Here is a 15108-nt window from a genome sequence, read left to right as displayed (position 1 = left end):
AGTCTAAGTGAGCTAAGCCAAGATTGGGTAGCTTTTTTGTGGAAAAGCTTTATCTGTTTTTGAATTAAGGTTTAATGTGCTGAAAATGCTGACGAACAATACTAAGCCACGCCTGTACCGCTGGTGACACAGGAAGATTCTTTTTCCAAGCCATCACTAAGTGCCACTGAATATTTGGTTTTTCAAGCGGTACTGCTGCAAATAAACTAGGGTCAAGCATGTCAGTATAATATTGAGGAAGAAGCGCGATACCCATGCGTTGTAACACCATATCTGCCAACAGGTGCCATTGGCTGGTACGGCAAGCAATGGTTGGGTAAAATCCATGCTGCTTACATGCATCGAGAATAATACTGTTTAAAGAGAAATTTTCTGGGAACATTAAAAACGATTGGTGTTGTAGCTCTTCTAGATTTATTTTTTTGCGGGTTGCCCAAGTCGCATCATGGCGTAAAAGGACCATTAAAGGGTAGTTACATAGCTCAATGCTATTGAAAATTTGCGTATCAAAAGGTTGCAGCAAAACACCAACGTCTAGCTCATTATTGAGTAAAGCTTGTTCAATACCGCGTGAACCCACTTCCATAAAAGCCAATTCAATATCTGGCCACTGTTGGTGATAATCAAACAGGGCAGTCGTTAGAAGCTGCGAACCTAAGGGTGGAACGCCAAGTTTTAAAGTTCCTGTTTTTAATTGTTGATAGTTTTCAATTTCAAGAAAGATGTTCTGTTCTGCCTGAAGAAGCTCAATCGCATGTTGATAAATTCGCTCTCCAATTTCAGTTAGTTCAATTTGTCTTTTACGGCCGTGATCGGGCTTAACCAAAAGTTGGACCTGAAGCTGTTCTTCAAGCTGCTGTATTATTTTACTAATGCTGGGCTGAGTCAGGTATAACTCGTCAGCAGCACGTGTAAAGCTTTTAGTTTTTACCAGTGTAACGAAGCATTGTAATGATTTTAGAGAAAGCATAATAAAGAATAGATTATTCCATTTTTGAATAATATTAACATGAATAATTCATATTTAGCAGGTTTAACCAAGATAGCATAATGGTGTAGTTAACCATTTAATTTCGCAAAATGAGTACTGAATCTGCTTCGGGAACACCCACACAACCTACATTTTTAGTTTTAGTTAAACAAATTTTGATTTTGGCTGGATTTTGGTGGGCTGGATATCTCTTACACCAAAAACTCGGCGTGCCTGTGTCGGCAGGTATTTTAGGTATGTTTTTATTGCTTATATGCCTGTTCTTTAAAATTATCAAAATGGATCAGGTGGCAATGGGAGCAACTGTTGTTTTAGGTGAGCTGTTACTGTTTTTCGTGCCTGTTGTGGTCGCCGTAGTTCAGTATAAAAGCTTGTTTATGACCGAAGGGTGGCAAATTGTTTTGAGCATTGCGGTTGGGACCATTTCAGTCATGCTCAGTACGTGCCTGACGATTCACTATTACAATCGTTTAAAAGCTTATTTACAGGCTCGAAAACGTCTTCAACATAAGCATATCTAAGAGAAAACGGCATGAATATTTGGTCAATTCTTTGTCTCATCTGGACTTTGGCCGCCTATGTTGTGGCAAAGCGAATCTATCAGAAAAATCCAAAACTTTGGTTGTCGCCTGCGATTAGTGTGCCTGTACTCACCATTATTTTGATGACGATTTTTGGAATTTCATATCAAACTTATGCAGAAGATACCCAGTGGATTGTTAATTTATTGGGGCCTGCAACGGTTGCTTTTGCTGTACCGATTTATCGCTATCGGGAAACGATTCGTAAAAACCTCGGGGTACTCTCAATTGCGATTATTGTAGGCATGAGTGTAGGTGTGATGTCAGCCTATGAGATGGCTCAGTGGTTCCACTTTAGCCCTGAAGTCACCAACAGTTTGATGGCCCGTTCTATTTCAACACCATTTGCCATGATTTTAGCGGAAGATATTCACGGTTCGGCAGCTTTGGTTTCACTATTTACCGTTATTACTGGTTTGGTCGGTATGATTTGCGGCGATGCGATTTTAGCGATTACTAAAATCCGTTCTAATGTGGCCAATGGGGCAGCTTTTGGCAATGCAGCCCACGGTTTTGGTACAGTTAGAGCACAACAGCGTAATAGTGAAGAAGGTGTAATTGCCAGTTTAACCATGGTCATTGCAGGTATTTTAATGGTACTGATTGGGCCATTTGCCATTCATCTATGGTTGCTACTGTAAACTTGGTTTAAGTTGGCTTGTCATGTTGTTGAATAATCTTTGATAGTTTTTTGATGGCTTGTCTCATCAGTTCGGGTTCAAAATCGCCTAAGCCAACAATTAACCCCGGACGTTGTTGTTCTTTTGAAAATGTCGGTGAAATTGCTTTAATGGCAATGCCTGCATCGACTGCCGAGCTTGCAACTTCGATGTCATTAATATGGTGAGCAAGCCATAACACCATATGCATGCCTTGATCGCCTGGCTGTAACCAAGCCAGTTCTTTAGGTATGTATTTTTCAATCAAGCCAATAATGAATTCACGGACTTCTGCATAGACATTCCGAGTCCGTCGAATATGCCGTTCTAAATAACCTTCTTGAATAAAAGCTGCCAAAACGTGCTGGTCGGCAGCAGGCGGGTGTCGATCAATTAAGACTCTAAGCCCACAAAAAGGAGCTACCAATTCTTTAGGTAATACTGCATAGCCAAGTCTAAGGGAAGGAAATAGTACTTTGCTGAAAGTACCCAGATAAATGACTTGGTCGGGTGCCATGCCTTGTAAAGATGGGAAGGGCTGACCGTTATAACGGAGTTCGCTGTCATAGTCATCTTCAATGATCCATGCATTTTGCTGTTTTGCCCAAGCCAATAAAGCAGTGCGTCTTGCTAGACTCATCGGCATGCCAAGTGGATATTGGTGAGAGGGTGTCACGAAGGCGGCACGTGCATTTTTCGAAAGTCTAATTCCGGTTTCAACTTGAATACCTTCTTCATCGACAGGAACACGCACCATTCGAATATTTTGTACAGCATGCTCAAAAATAGCCGTTGTACCCCGATAAGCTGGATCTTCTATCCAGACTTCATCTTTTGCTTCAAATAAAATCTGGCTACAAATATAAAGTGACTGTTGAATGCCAGGTGTAATCACAATTTGGTCAGGTTCGCAGTGGACAGAGCGTGACCGTCGGACATAGTCTGCTATAGCGATTCTTAGTGATAACACGCCTTGAGGTTCGCCATAACCCGAAGGAATCCCTGCACCTCGTGATCTATATTTATTACCAAATTTACGCCAGATGTCGCTCGGTTGAGTACGACCGACGGGGACAGATACCGCAAAAGGAACATGAGGAAGTGGCTTAAATTCATCAAGCACTTTGGCATAAGAACGTGCCGATTTGGTCAAAGATATCGAGTTAGGTTTATTTTCTTTTGATGAATGTTGTATTACAGATGTTTTAACCAAAGAATGAGACACATAAGTGCCAGTTCGTGGTTGAGAGTCAAACACACCTTCAGCTAAAAGCTGATCGTAAGCTTCAATAATGGTTCCGCGAGCGACACCTAGGGTTAAAGCCAATTCGCGTGAAGAAGGCAATGGATCGCCGGGCTGTAAATCACCACTTTGTACAGCTTCGCGTAAAGCTTGAGTCAGTTGAGCACTTATCTTTCCTTGGCTTTTATCAATCTTTGCAATAGACGGAAGTTCAACAACTTTTGCCATTCTTGCCATAATTCTGGTCTACTTAAAAAAATACAAAGTGGTTCTTTTTAATAAACCACAGAAACCAGAAAATTTACAACATAAAATATAAATAACCCTGATATTTACAGTGAGGTTTTAGTCATGTATATCCCTGATGATTTTGCAGAAAACCGTTTGGATGTGTTGCATTCTCTTATTGCAGAACATCCATTTGGAGTGCTTTTTACTCATGGAAGTAATGGCTTAGATGCAAATCATCTTCCATTCGAGTTGCAGGAAAATGAAGGGGAATTTGGCATGCTACATGCCCATGTGTCACGAAATAATTCTGTTTGGCAGGACATTAAAAATGGAGATGAGGTACTTGTCGTGTTCCAAGCTGGCGATGCGTATATTTCACCAAACTGGTACCCATCCAAACATGAACAGCACAGACAAGTGCCGACATGGAACTATAGGGTTGTGCATGCTTATGGCAAAGTGACCATTCGAGATGATGAACGTTACGTCCGCGGTGTTGTGGCTCGTTTAACCCGTACTCATGAAGCATCTCAACCTGAACCATGGAAAATGTCCGATGCACCAAAGGACTATCTTGAACCGATGTTAAAAGCCATTGTAGGTATTGAGATTGAAATTACCAAGCTACGAGGAAAATCAAAACTTGGGCAAAACAAAGAACGTCGAGACATTTTGGGCGCGGCAGATGGCCTATCGAAATCTGGTCATCAAACTATAGCGAATGCCATGTACAGTGTGGCTGAGTTAAATAAATAATTTTGAAAATATAAAAGCTTAATATCAATTGAGGAGAAAAAGATGTCTTTGACTACACCTGTTGAATTAGTGGGTGAGCACGTTATTTTAAAGCCGCTAGATGTAACTCAAGCTGAAGCGCTCAAAGAGGCCGTTTGCGATGGGGAACTCTATAATCTTTGGTATACCCGTGTGCCAAGACCTGAACAGATGACTGCTGAAATTGAAAGACGTCTTGATTTGCAAAAATCCGGCTCTATGTTGCCATTTTATATTGAAGACCAAAAAACGGGACGAGCGCTGGGCATGACAACACTAATGCATATTGAAGAAGCACATCGCCGTGTAGAAATTGGTTCGACGTGGTACCGAAAGTCTGCACAGCGTACGCCTGTAAATACTGAATGTAAGAAGCTATTGCTGGCTCATGCATTTGAGACTTTAAACTGTATTGCTGTTGAGTTACGCACATCTTCTTTAAATGTTCAAAGTCAAGCCGCGATTGTACGCTTAGGTGCAAAACTCGATGGTGTGCTAAGAAGTCATCAAATTGTGAAAGATGATATTTTGCGGGACACTCATGTTTATAGCATTTTGAAACATGAGTGGCCTGCGGTCCGTCAAAATCTAGAATGGCTATTGAGCAAACCGCGCTAAAAGGAATTTTAAGCAAGCTGTTTTTCTCTTTTTTGGCTTAGTCAGAAGAGAGAAGCTGCGGCAATCATTAACCTGAAGTTAATAACAACTCATCTAGGTTGATTGATCGAAACTCCATAAAGCGTTTTTATAGATTCAGAACAAAACTGCGATCTATAGGTAAACACATGGAAGGCTCAGTTCAGAATAAAGAACGGTTATGGACAAAGCGGCGTCATGCCAAACAACTAAAACTAGAGATGGCAAATCGATATACCGATGGTGTGGTGATTCCAACTCAAGACATTATTAAAGTTTTGGAAACCTTAATTACACCGGGTGACAAAGTTGTACTCGAAGGGAATAACCAAAAACAGGCTGATTTTTTATCGCGCTCTTTGGCTCAAACCAATCCAGATATTTTGCATGATTTGCATATGATCATGCCAAGCGTAGGGCGTTCAGAACATCTTGATCTGTTTGAAAAAGGCATTGCGCGTAAACTCGATTTTTCTTTTGCTGGCCCACAAAGTTTACGTATTAGTCAGTTGATTGAAGATGGACTATTAGAGATTGGTGCCATTCATACCTATATCGAGTTGTATTCACGTTTGGTGGTCGACCTCATTCCAAATGTGGTGCTCTCAGCGGGCTTTATGGCAGACCGTCAAGGCAATATCTATACAGGTCCAAGTACCGAAGATTCTCCAGCACTTATTGAACCCGCGGCTTTTAGTGATGGTATTGTGATTGTTCAGGTCAATGAACTGGTTGATGATGTCTCGGAGTTACCACGTGTCGATATTCCTGCTTCTTGGGTGGATTATGTGGTGGTGGCAGATCAGCCATTTTATATCGAACCGTTATTTACTCGTGACCCCAAACACATCAAGCCAGTGCATGTGCTTATGGCCATGATGGCAATTCGCGGAATTTATGAAAAACATAATGTGCAATCGTTAAACCATGGTATTGGTTTTAACACTGCGGCAATTGAACTGATTTTACCGACCTATGGAGAGTCTTTAGGTTTAAAAGGAAAAATCTGCCGAAACTGGACTTTGAATCCGCATCCAACCTTAATTCCAGCGATTGAAACAGGTTGGGTTGAGAGCGTACATTGTTTTGGTACCGAACTCGGTATGGAAAAATATGTTGCAGCTCGTCCAGATGTTTTCTTTACAGGTCGTGATGGCGCTTTACGTTCCAACCGCATGATGTGTCAGCTTGCAGGTCAATACGCTGTTGATCTATTTATTGGTGCAACTTTGCAAGTTGATGGCATGGGGCATTCTTCGACTGTTACCAAAGGTCGTTTGGCTGGTTTCGGTGGTGCACCAAACATGGGGCATGATCCGCGTGGCCGTCGTCACGATACGCCAGCATGGCTAGATATGCGCTTGCAAGGTGCCAATGAAACAGAAACCTATTTGGCACGTGGTAAAAAGCTGGTGGTGCAAATGGTGGAAACCTTCCAAGAGGGTGGCAAGCCAACTTTTGTAGATCGCCTTGATGCGATTGATGTTGCTAAAACTGCAGGCCTACCTTTAGCTCCGATCATGATTTATGGCGATGATGTCACCCATTTACTCACCGAAGAAGGCATTGCTTATTTATATAAAGCAAGCAGCCAAGAAGAGCGCCAAGCCATGATTGCTGCGGTGGCAGGTGTGACTAGCATTGGTTTAACCCAAGACCCGAAAACAACAGCACGTTTAAGACGTGAAGGTTTGGTGGTATTTCCTGAAGATTTAGGTATTCGCCGCACCGATGCAACACGTGAGCTTTTAGCTGCAAAAAATATTGCCGACTTGGTGACATGGTCTGATGGTTTATATCAACCACCTGCAAAATTCAGGAGTTGGTAATGATGACACAAGTTCAATATCAAACACTTAGCGATAGTCAGCTTTTAGCAGATATGGCGGTCGAGGCCTTGATTGATGAAGTGAATCTGACACCGAAACCAGCTTTAGTTGATCGGCGTGGCAGTGGTGCACACGATGACCTGACTTTGGAATTAATGGAGCGCTCTGCGAAAAGTTTAGGGCCTATGTTTGATGCAATGGCTCAAGCAGCCATACATCATGGTGAGGTTTGTTTGGCCTTACGCGAAGACATTGGTGAAATTGGTCGCCAAGGTGAAAACACCATGATGTTGGTGACAGATGGCGTCAACACACACCGCGGTGCAATTTGGGCCTTAGGATTAATGGTGACGGCAGCAGCATTGGCACGCACCAATCAACAGTACTTATCGGCTGTTGAGCTATGCCAGTTAGCAGGTCAGATTGCTCAGCTTGAAGATCGTTTTATTCCAGAGCAGACTTTGAGTCATGGCCAACAAGTACAGAAAAAATTAGGCATCTTAGGTGCCAAAGAACAGGCTCAACAAGGCTTCCCAACTATTGTGAATTTTGGTTTAAAGCAACTTTATCAAAGCCGTAGTAAACCAATGAAAGAAGAGTTCGCTTGCTTAGATGCCTTACTTGCCATGATGACTGACCTGACCGATACCTGTGTGCTTTATCGCTCTGGTACATCTGGTTTAAAGCGTATGCAACAAGGTGCTCAGCAAGTACTTGATTTGGGCGGTAGCTCAAGCTTGGAAGGTCGACGTGCTTTGCATCTTTTAGAGATTGATCTGCTTCGGATGAAGGCTTCTGCTGGTGGTGCCGCAGATTTGTTGGCAGCAACCTTGTTTATAGATCGTGCTGAACAGTCATCTGGAAAAAATAAAGAGGGATTTTGATGATGGAAACACTTCATTTTGAATTTGTGGCCACAGAGCCACCTGTAAAAAAAGCACTAGTAGGATGTGTTGGCTCGGGTGATTTAGAAATTTTGATGGAACCTGGCGAAACGGGAAAAGCTTCTATTCACGTGGTGACTTCGGTAGATGGCAGTGGAGCACGTTGGCACAATCTTTTTGAACGAATTTTTACTGCGCAAATACCACCTGCCGTCAATATTGATATTCATGACTTTGGTGCAACTCCCGGTGTCGTTCGCTTACGTCTAGAACAAGCATTGGAGGAGATTGCTCATGACTGATATTCAGAGTTTGTTAAATAAACAAGATTTTATTGAACTCAGCGCAAGAGAACGCGCCAAAGCATTATTAGATGAAGGGACTTTTCGAGAATTACTCGACCCATTTGCACGTGTTATGTCGCCTTGGCTCGTTAAGCAAAATATCGTGCCGCAAGCCGATGATGGTGTAGTGATTGCAAAAGGATCTATTCAAGAACACCCAGTAGTTTTAATTTCTATTGAAGGCTTATTTCAAGGTGGAAGTTTAGGCGAGGTGGGTGGAGCTAAAATTGCAGGTGCCTTAGAACTTGCGGTTGGAGACAATCTGAAAGGCATTCCAACAGCAGCAATTTTACTATTAGAGACGGGCGGCGTTCGCTTACAGGAAGCAAATCTGGGTTTGGCTGCAATTGCTGAAATTCAGGCTGCAATTGTGAACTTACGCCAGTATCAACCCGTGATTGCTGTGGTCGCAGGCAGTGTAGGGTGCTTCGGTGGCATGTCAATTGCGGCTGGTTTATGTAGCTATATTGTAATGACACAAGAAGGACGTTTAGGTCTAAATGGCCCGCAAGTGATAGAACAAGAAGCTGGTGTACAAGAATATAACGCCAAAGATCGTCCATTTATATGGAGTATTACGGGTGGTAATCAGCGCTTCACTAGTGGTTTGGCAGATGCTTTTGTAGACGATGATCGTCAGAAAATTCGCCAGCAAGTTATCGATTATTTAACTCAAGGCGTACCTCATCAGCATCGTAGTTCAAATTACACATTCTATTTAGAAAAGCTGCAACAAATTGATACTGCTGAGCAGATTACCCCAGCACAAGTTCAAGCTTTGTATCAAGGAGAGCAAGCATGAATATCGCCGTTGATACATTAAAAGCATCTACTCGTGGTGCACATTGGTTTAAAGCACTCACGCAAGGCTTTAAGACAGTTGAAGGTTTTCCAGCTTCGATTTGGGTGGCTGATGGTCAGCTTGAGCAGCAAGCGGTGCGTGTGATTGCAGTTGTGCAAGACAGTAATAATCTGTTCCCGCGGGCAAAACAAGGAGAAGTTGGATTATTAGAAGGCTGGAGTTTGGCAAAAGCAGTCGATGATGTGATTCAAGCCGATGCACAGGCTGAAACTAAACGCGGTATTTTATGTCTGGTTGATGTTCCAAGTCAGGCCTATGGACGCCGTGAAGAATTATTAGGCATTCATCAAGCTTTAGCGGGTGCAGTAGATAGCTATGCTAGAGCCAGATTAGCAGGCCATCCTATTATTAGCTTGTTGGTTGGTAAGTCGATGTCGGGTGCTTTCTTGGCGCATGGATACCAAGCCAATCGTATTATTGCCTTAAAAGATTCAGGTGTTATGGTGCATGCAATGGGTAAAGAATCTGCCGCACGCGTTACCTTGCGCTCGGTTGATGAGTTAGAGCAATTGGCCTCAAGCATTCCTCCAATGGCCTATGACATTGAAAGTTATGCCACGCTTGGTCTGTTATCTGAACTGTTATCTGTCGAAAACCCTGAACAACCGACAAATGATGATCTTTCATTAGCAAAACAGGCAATTGCACAAGCATTTAACGAAATTAATGCCGATCAATCTAGGGGATTGGAACAAAGACTGCATGGCCAAAACCGTCAAATGTCTAAAAAGGTCCGTGAGTTATTGCGTGAGCAATGGTAATGAAACTTAATCTCGAAGCCCATGATTTACTGTGGGGCATGACGGTCGATTGCTTAGCCGCTGATGCTCCGCATTGGGTAAAAGAAGTATTGCAACGAGGTGATCCTGTTGTGGTTCGACGGGCAATTACTCCTGAAAATCAGGTGGCTGTGGGTATAAGGGGGCAATTTCGTCATCAACGATATGCAGCTCAAATGCCAAGAATTGCTATTAACAGACAACTTAAACCCGAAGAATTGACTCATGTAAATCCGCAGCAGTTTGAGCACTTGGCAGAACGTTTACAGAGCATTTCTAGCATTATGAAAAACTTTTCAGGATGTTGGGGATATACAGGAAGTTTTGGGTTTGAGCTAGCAACGAGCATTAAAACAGTAACCGAGCAAAGTGACATAGATCTGTTGATTCGAGTTGAACAGCCTTTTGCCAAAAAGCAGGCGGTTGAGCTACTCGAAAATTTTCAGCAAGCAGGGCTGAATGTGGATATACAGCTTCAACTTCCACAAGGCGGTTTGGCATTAAAAGAATGGGCTGGGAACAGTAGAAAAGTTCTATTGAAACGTCCTGATGGTGCTGTTTTAGTAGAAAACCCATGGAATTAGGGAATAGATATCATGGCTTCAATTTGGGTATATCCGGGGCAAGGGGTGCAACGAAGCAATATGTTGCACGATTTAACTCAAACCGCTCTGGTTAAAGAATACCTTGAGCGTGCATCGGATGCACTCAAAGAAGATGTCTTGATGCTAGATAGTCCGGCTGCATTGCAGTCGACACGTGCAGTACAGCTGTGTTTACTTATTTCAGGTGTGGTGAGTTCAGCCCTATTAACTGCTGAAAACTTAACACCAGATTATGTTGCGGGTTTGTCGATTGGTGCATGGTCGGCGGCGGTTGTAGCAGGAGTTTTAGCCTTTGAGGATGCAGTCCGTTTCGTTGCCTATCGAGGTGAACTTATGCAAAACGCTTACCCCACTGGATATGGCATGACAGCTCTGATTGGTACAGACCGTGCAGCTGTTGAAACATGGGTCAAACAGATTTATGAAATAACGTCAGAGGTTTATGTCGCAAATATTAACGCACATAACCAGATCGTTATTTCAGGAAGCTTTACAGCCATGAACCAAGTTGCTGCTTTAGCAAGGCAACAAGGCGTAGTAGCAAAAAAATTAGATGTATCGGTGCCATCGCACTGTGAATTATTAAGTCAGCAAGCAAAGCAACTTGCAGCGTCTATGGAGGGAGTGACTTTAAAGCAGCCTAAAATACGTTATTTAAGTGGTACAACTGCTCGTACACTGGGCAGGCCAGAACAGATTGGTGATGACTTAGCTTTTAACATGAGTCGAACTGTAGATTGGGAAAGTACCATCCAAGCTGCATGGGAGCGAGGTGTAAGATTGCAGATCGAAGCTTTACCGGGAACGGTGCTTACTACACTTGCACGTCGAATATTTAAAGAAGGAACTGTATTGTCATTTCAGGGAACACGTTTAGACAGCATTCTGTTAGCAATGCAAAATGAAAATAACGCTTCTTTGTAATTACAATATAAATTAAAAATTCAGTAATAACCCAAGGATATGAGGGATTTACAATGATTATATATGGAACAGCAATATTAGCGATCTGCCATTTATTAGGCGACTATCTTGGCAACACATTAGGCATGGTATTAGGTGTTAAAGCGAATGTCGGTGGCGTTGCTATTTCAATGATTCTGTTGATCTTATCTAAAGAACTATTGGCAAAAAAAGGTTATTTACCTCAAGTCACACAATTTGGCGTCTTGTATTGGTCAGGTATGTATATTCCGATCGTTGTTGCGATGTCGGCAGGTCAAAATGTCGTTGCAGCTTTATCGGGTGGCATGTTAGGGCTGATTGTCTCTATTGCATCGTTAATTGGCACGGTTTTAGTCATCCGTTATTTAAATAGAATTAGTGGTGACTATGAAACATATGAATGGACAATAGAATCTAAGGAAAAAATAGCCTAAGCAACATAAACTATAAAAAGTTCAATCAAAAAGGATTTAAATGATGGACGCTATAATTGCTGTGTTATCAAAAAATGCATTAGTCACTGCTCTTGCCGTAACGGGTTTAATGATGTTTGTTTCCCATTTACTCTCAAAATATTTGACGAAGGGAAAACTACAAAGCTCTGCAATCGCGATTACTTTAGGTTTGGTTGTTGCTTACTTTGCAGGGGTTTATACGCAAGGAACCAAAGGCGTTTCTGACATCGCTATTTTTTCTGGTTTTGCGCTGTTGGGCGGAGCCATGATTCGTGATTTAGCTATCGCTTCAACTGCATTTGAAGTTGATGTGAAAGAAGTGAAGAAAGCAGGCAAAATTGGTCTGATTGCATTAATGCTTGGTTGTGTTGTGCCTTTTGCAATTGGGGTTCTGGTTGCATGGAGCATGGGGTATCGAGATCCAATTTCGATGACAACGATCGGTGCAGGGGCAATGACTTATATTGTTGGTCCGATTACAGGAACCGCAATTGGTGCAAGCTCTGATGTAATCGCACTTTCTATTGCAATTGGATTAATCAAGTCAGTTTTCTTTATGGTCGGTACGCCGCTACTTGCTAAATTTATGTACCTAAAAAGTCCACGCTCAGCGATGGTATTTGGCGGTTTGGCAGGAACAACCAGTGGTACGGCTGCTGGATTGGCAGGTACAGATGTACGATTGGTACCTTATGGCGCTTTAGTTGCAACCTTCTATACAGGACTAGGGTGCTTACTTGGACCTTCTGTATTTTTCTTAACGGTTAATGCGATTTTTGGATAAATTTTTGAAAATCCTATAACGGCAACTCATTATTCTTTAATAAGTTGCCGATATTTATCTTTGAAAATTAGAGGCAAACATTCGACATTCAGCAATCAGAGCAAGTAAGTTAGGGTCGCGCTCTTTACTTTTTAAAAAGACGAGACCGATTTCTTGTTGCATGTGATATTGCTGTTTTAGTGGAATAAGTTTTACTGAACTTTCATAAACTGCAGAAATACGACCGGGTAGTAGAGCAAAACCGACACCTGAGCTGACCATACTAATTAAGGTAAAAATATCATTGACCTGTAAAGCAACTTTTGGTGAAAAACCAGCTTTTTTAAAAATGATATCGCTGTCGTTATGAGTTGCAAACCCCTTAGTTAAAGTTAAAAAAGTTTCTTCTTTTAAAAGGCTTAAATCAATATCTTTAAAATCGGCATATTTTGAATCTTTATTGACTGCCAGAAAGATATCGTCTGAAAACATTGGCAAAATTTCAAAGTCATCATCTTGAGTAGTTTCATTTAAAGCCACAATAATGGCATCAAGCTCCGTGGCTTTCAGCTTTTTCACCAAATCCTGATTTGAACTCAGCAATAGTTGAATATCAAGCTCACTACGTCGGAGCTTAAGACCGCTAATCACATTTGGAATTGTATTTACAGTCAAAGAATAAAGAGAACCTAAATGTAAAACCTTAGCTGCAAAGCCAGCGGCTTCTCTGGTTTTATTTACGGTAATAAAAATGTCTTGTACGATTTTTTGTGCCCGTTCTTCAAAGACATAAGCACTTTTTAAAGGAATGAGATTACGGCCTTCATTTTTAAAAAGAGGGCAACGTAAAGCACTTTCTAAAGAGTGTAAGGCTTTATGAACACTGACATTACTCAACTGCATTTCTGTGGCTGTTTTAGACAAATTTCCGCAGCGCATGAAAGCTAAAAAAATCTGTATTTTTTTAAGGGTGAGTTCTTCATCAATTTCCATATTAATTCCTTGAACCAGTTTCCCTTAACACTATAGATTTGAGCTATAAAGTTAGCACAAAATAAAGACTATAAAATTGTGCTTAGGTCGAAGCATATCTTTATAAACTTGCTTCAACTCTTTGTTGAATGGTTTTGATGACTTGATCTAAAGCATTTTGAATTTTAGTGTTCCATTCAAAAGAGCAATTGATTCGCAAATAATGCTGCTGTGAGGGTAAAACACTAAACAGTGGGCTTGGCGCAACGCCAATGTCTTGATGAATCAACTCTTCATAAACTTGCATACTGTCCAGCGTACTAGGAAGTTTGACCCATAGAAAATAACCACTTGGGTAGTAATACACTTCACAAGAGTTAGGTAAATGTTGTTTTAAATAATGATAAAACTGCTTTTTATAACGCTCAAGTGAAAGCCTAAGTGTACGCAAGTGCTTTTCATAATGATGGTGAGACAAAAACTCAACCAATGCATTTTGAATGAGTGCATTCACTGAAATAGTACTCATGAGCTGTAAGTGTTGAATATGGTCTGAAAACTTACCCGCATAAACCCAACCGACCCGAAAACCTGCACCTAATGTTTTAGAAAAAGACGAACAGTGCAGTACCAGATTTTGTTGATCAAAATACTTCATTGAAAGTGGTTTTTGCCCACCGTAATAAAGCTCTTCATAGACATCATCTTCAATTAAATAGATTTGATGTTCGTGAAGCAACTTGGCAATTTTATATTTAATGTCATCACTGACTGTAAAACCAATCGGATTGTGGGCATTCAGCATCAGCCAACACACCTTGATTGGATATGTTTGAATAACCTGTTCGAAAGCCTCTAGGTCAAAACCATGTTGAGGATGTTCAGGAATGGTAATCACTTTAAGTCCTAAACGCTCAGCGGCTTGCCAAGCCCCATAAAACACGGTTTGCTGTAATAAAATATAATCACCGGGTTGCGCGACTGCTTGTAGCGAAAGGTTTAGTGCATCTAAACCTCCAGATGTAATGACAATGTCATCTGGATCGGTTTGTATGCCTTGCATACAGTAGCGCTGAGCAATCAGTTTTCTCAAGGCCAAATTACCAGGAGGCAAGCTTGTGGTCTGGTCATAGCTTTGTCTTTTGCGCGCAAGTTGCCCCATAATTTGAATAAGTTTAGGTGCTGTTAAAAGCTGACTGTCTGGAAAAGCTGAGCCAAAAGGTACGACAGACTCATGTTGAATTGACTTAAGATATTTAAAAACTAAGGAATTAATTTCAATTTTAGAGTTTAGTGAAACAATTGAATATTGTTCGAGTGGCTTTAGTGCAATTTGCTCGGCAACAAAGTAGCCAGATTTTTCTTTTGAATAGATCAGACCTTGTGATTCAAGCTCCTGATAAGCATTCATGACGGTCATTAAACTAAAACCAGAACGTTGTACCTGATCTCTCAATGACGGTAATTTTTCATGCGCATTTAAAGTACCACTCTCAATGAGTTGGCGAATGCTATGAGCGAGTTGTTCTGATTTATACATGTATGAGCTGCACGA

At 41.5% G+C, this 15108-nt stretch carries 17 protein-coding genes; 13 read left to right on the top strand and 4 right to left on the bottom strand.

All coding sequences use genetic code 11. From position 1 onward, the window contains the following. Positions 1-64: 64 nt before the first annotated feature. Positions 65-970: a LysR family transcriptional regulator gene (locus KTJ10_RS02075; protein ID WP_262441223.1), complete on the bottom strand. Its 906-nt coding sequence runs from the start codon at positions 968-970 to the stop codon at positions 65-67. Between the two features lie 110 nt (positions 971-1080). Between KTJ10_RS02075 and KTJ10_RS02070 the strand changes: the two genes are divergently transcribed. After that, on the top strand, positions 1081-1512 hold the full coding sequence (locus tag KTJ10_RS02070; protein WP_125699449.1) for a CidA/LrgA family protein: 432 nt from the start codon (positions 1081-1083) through the stop codon (positions 1510-1512). A gap of 11 nt (positions 1513-1523) precedes the next feature. Then, on the top strand, positions 1524-2213 hold the full coding sequence (locus KTJ10_RS02065; protein WP_002157453.1) for an LrgB family protein: 690 nt from the start codon (positions 1524-1526) through the stop codon (positions 2211-2213). Positions 2214-2220: 7 nt separating this feature from the next. Here KTJ10_RS02065 and KTJ10_RS02060 read toward each other — a convergent pair whose 3' ends face one another. Further along, a complete protein-coding gene (locus KTJ10_RS02060) occupies positions 2221-3711 on the bottom strand; it encodes a PLP-dependent aminotransferase family protein (RefSeq protein ID WP_262441222.1) in 1491 nt (496 codons plus the stop codon). Between the two features lie 114 nt (positions 3712-3825). On the opposite strand from KTJ10_RS02060, the gene KTJ10_RS02055 reads away from it, so the two are divergent. From KTJ10_RS02055 to madM, 11 genes are all read left to right on the top strand, one after another. Beyond that, positions 3826-4461 (top strand): FMN-binding negative transcriptional regulator, encoded by a 636-nt coding sequence (locus KTJ10_RS02055; protein WP_262441221.1) that lies wholly within the window; start codon positions 3826-3828, stop codon positions 4459-4461. A gap of 42 nt (positions 4462-4503) precedes the next feature. Further along, a complete protein-coding gene (locus KTJ10_RS02050) occupies positions 4504-5097 on the top strand; it encodes a GNAT family N-acetyltransferase (protein WP_017481595.1) in 594 nt (197 codons plus the stop codon). A 167-nt stretch (positions 5098-5264) separates the two neighbouring features. Continuing rightward, the gene (gene mdcA, locus KTJ10_RS02045; RefSeq protein WP_262441220.1) at positions 5265-6944 is read left to right on the top strand and encodes a malonate decarboxylase subunit alpha; all 1680 of its coding nucleotides are present in this window, start codon (positions 5265-5267) and stop codon (positions 6942-6944) included. Further along, a complete protein-coding gene (locus KTJ10_RS02040) occupies positions 6944-7828 on the top strand; it encodes a triphosphoribosyl-dephospho-CoA synthase (RefSeq protein ID WP_262441219.1) in 885 nt (294 codons plus the stop codon). The genes mdcA and KTJ10_RS02040 overlap by 1 nt, the downstream gene beginning before the upstream one ends. A 2-nt stretch (positions 7829-7830) precedes the next feature. Beyond that, positions 7831-8130 (top strand): malonate decarboxylase subunit delta, encoded by a 300-nt coding sequence (locus KTJ10_RS02035; RefSeq protein WP_262441218.1) that lies wholly within the window; start codon positions 7831-7833, stop codon positions 8128-8130. Further along, entirely contained in the window at positions 8123-8974 is an 852-nt protein-coding gene (locus KTJ10_RS02030) for a biotin-independent malonate decarboxylase subunit beta (RefSeq protein ID WP_262441217.1), read from the top strand. The genes KTJ10_RS02035 and KTJ10_RS02030 overlap by 8 nt, the downstream gene beginning before the upstream one ends. Then, positions 8971-9795 carry a biotin-independent malonate decarboxylase subunit gamma gene (gene mdcE, locus KTJ10_RS02025; protein ID WP_151283223.1) on the top strand — a complete coding sequence of 275 codons (825 nt, stop codon included), beginning with the start codon at positions 8971-8973 and terminating at the stop codon, positions 9793-9795. The genes KTJ10_RS02030 and mdcE overlap by 4 nt, the downstream gene beginning before the upstream one ends. After that, the gene (locus tag KTJ10_RS02020; protein ID WP_262441216.1) at positions 9789-10397 is read left to right on the top strand and encodes a malonate decarboxylase holo-ACP synthase; all 609 of its coding nucleotides are present in this window, start codon (positions 9789-9791) and stop codon (positions 10395-10397) included. Before mdcE ends, KTJ10_RS02020 begins: the two co-directional genes overlap by 7 nt. Positions 10398-10409: 12 nt before the next feature. Beyond that, complete coding sequence (mdcH, locus tag KTJ10_RS02015) at positions 10410-11342, top strand: malonate decarboxylase subunit epsilon (RefSeq protein WP_262441215.1); 933 nt, start codon at positions 10410-10412, stop codon at positions 11340-11342. A 53-nt stretch (positions 11343-11395) separates the two neighbouring features. Next, a complete protein-coding gene (gene madL / locus KTJ10_RS02010; RefSeq protein WP_002114391.1) occupies positions 11396-11797 on the top strand; it encodes a malonate transporter subunit MadL in 402 nt (133 codons plus the stop codon). A gap of 43 nt (positions 11798-11840) precedes the next feature. Then, positions 11841-12602: a malonate transporter subunit MadM gene (gene madM, locus KTJ10_RS02005; RefSeq protein ID WP_000338775.1), complete on the top strand. Its 762-nt coding sequence runs from the start codon at positions 11841-11843 to the stop codon at positions 12600-12602. Positions 12603-12656: 54 nt separating this feature from the next. On the opposite strand, the gene KTJ10_RS02000 is transcribed toward madM, so the two are convergent. Both KTJ10_RS02000 and KTJ10_RS01995 read right to left on the bottom strand, forming a co-directional pair. Then, entirely contained in the window at positions 12657-13574 is a 918-nt protein-coding gene (locus tag KTJ10_RS02000) for a LysR family transcriptional regulator (RefSeq protein WP_032006715.1), read from the bottom strand. A 100-nt stretch (positions 13575-13674) separates the two neighbouring features. Further along, a complete protein-coding gene (locus KTJ10_RS01995) occupies positions 13675-15093 on the bottom strand; it encodes a PLP-dependent aminotransferase family protein (RefSeq protein WP_262441214.1) in 1419 nt (472 codons plus the stop codon). Between the last annotated feature and the right edge of the window lie 15 nt (positions 15094-15108).

Source organism: Acinetobacter sp. WU_MDCI_Abxc222 (genome assembly GCF_025514755.1).
In the GTDB taxonomy this organism is placed as follows: Bacteria; Pseudomonadota; Gammaproteobacteria; order Pseudomonadales; family Moraxellaceae; genus Acinetobacter; species Acinetobacter geminorum.
Note: the sequence above shows the minus strand (reverse complement) of the source record. Positions and strands in the feature narration are given on the sequence as shown.

Coding starts and splice junctions, on each gene's coding strand:
- KTJ10_RS02065 (WP_002157453.1), top strand. CDS start 1,524: ATGAATATTTGGTCAATTCTTTGTCTCATCTGGACTTTGGCCGCCTAT.
- KTJ10_RS02070 (WP_125699449.1), top strand. CDS start 1,081: ATGAGTACTGAATCTGCTTCGGGAACACCCACACAACCTACATTTTTA.
- mdcH (WP_262441215.1), top strand. CDS start 10,410: ATGGCTTCAATTTGGGTATATCCGGGGCAAGGGGTGCAACGAAGCAAT.
- mdcE (WP_151283223.1), top strand. CDS start 8,971: ATGAATATCGCCGTTGATACATTAAAAGCATCTACTCGTGGTGCACAT.
- madL (WP_002114391.1), top strand. CDS start 11,396: ATGATTATATATGGAACAGCAATATTAGCGATCTGCCATTTATTAGGC.
- KTJ10_RS02050 (WP_017481595.1), top strand. CDS start 4,504: ATGTCTTTGACTACACCTGTTGAATTAGTGGGTGAGCACGTTATTTTA.
- KTJ10_RS02035 (WP_262441218.1), top strand. CDS start 7,831: ATGGAAACACTTCATTTTGAATTTGTGGCCACAGAGCCACCTGTAAAA.
- KTJ10_RS02055 (WP_262441221.1), top strand. CDS start 3,826: ATGTATATCCCTGATGATTTTGCAGAAAACCGTTTGGATGTGTTGCAT.
- KTJ10_RS02030 (WP_262441217.1), top strand. CDS start 8,123: ATGACTGATATTCAGAGTTTGTTAAATAAACAAGATTTTATTGAACTC.
- KTJ10_RS01995 (WP_262441214.1), bottom strand. CDS start 15,093: ATGTATAAATCAGAACAACTCGCTCATAGCATTCGCCAACTCATTGAG.
- madM (WP_000338775.1), top strand. CDS start 11,841: ATGGACGCTATAATTGCTGTGTTATCAAAAAATGCATTAGTCACTGCT.
- KTJ10_RS02040 (WP_262441219.1), top strand. CDS start 6,944: ATGATGACACAAGTTCAATATCAAACACTTAGCGATAGTCAGCTTTTA.
- mdcA (WP_262441220.1), top strand. CDS start 5,265: ATGGAAGGCTCAGTTCAGAATAAAGAACGGTTATGGACAAAGCGGCGT.
- KTJ10_RS02020 (WP_262441216.1), top strand. CDS start 9,789: ATGGTAATGAAACTTAATCTCGAAGCCCATGATTTACTGTGGGGCATG.
- KTJ10_RS02000 (WP_032006715.1), bottom strand. CDS start 13,574: ATGGAAATTGATGAAGAACTCACCCTTAAAAAAATACAGATTTTTTTA.
- KTJ10_RS02075 (WP_262441223.1), bottom strand. CDS start 970: ATGCTTTCTCTAAAATCATTACAATGCTTCGTTACACTGGTAAAAACT.
- KTJ10_RS02060 (WP_262441222.1), bottom strand. CDS start 3,711: ATGGCAAGAATGGCAAAAGTTGTTGAACTTCCGTCTATTGCAAAGATT.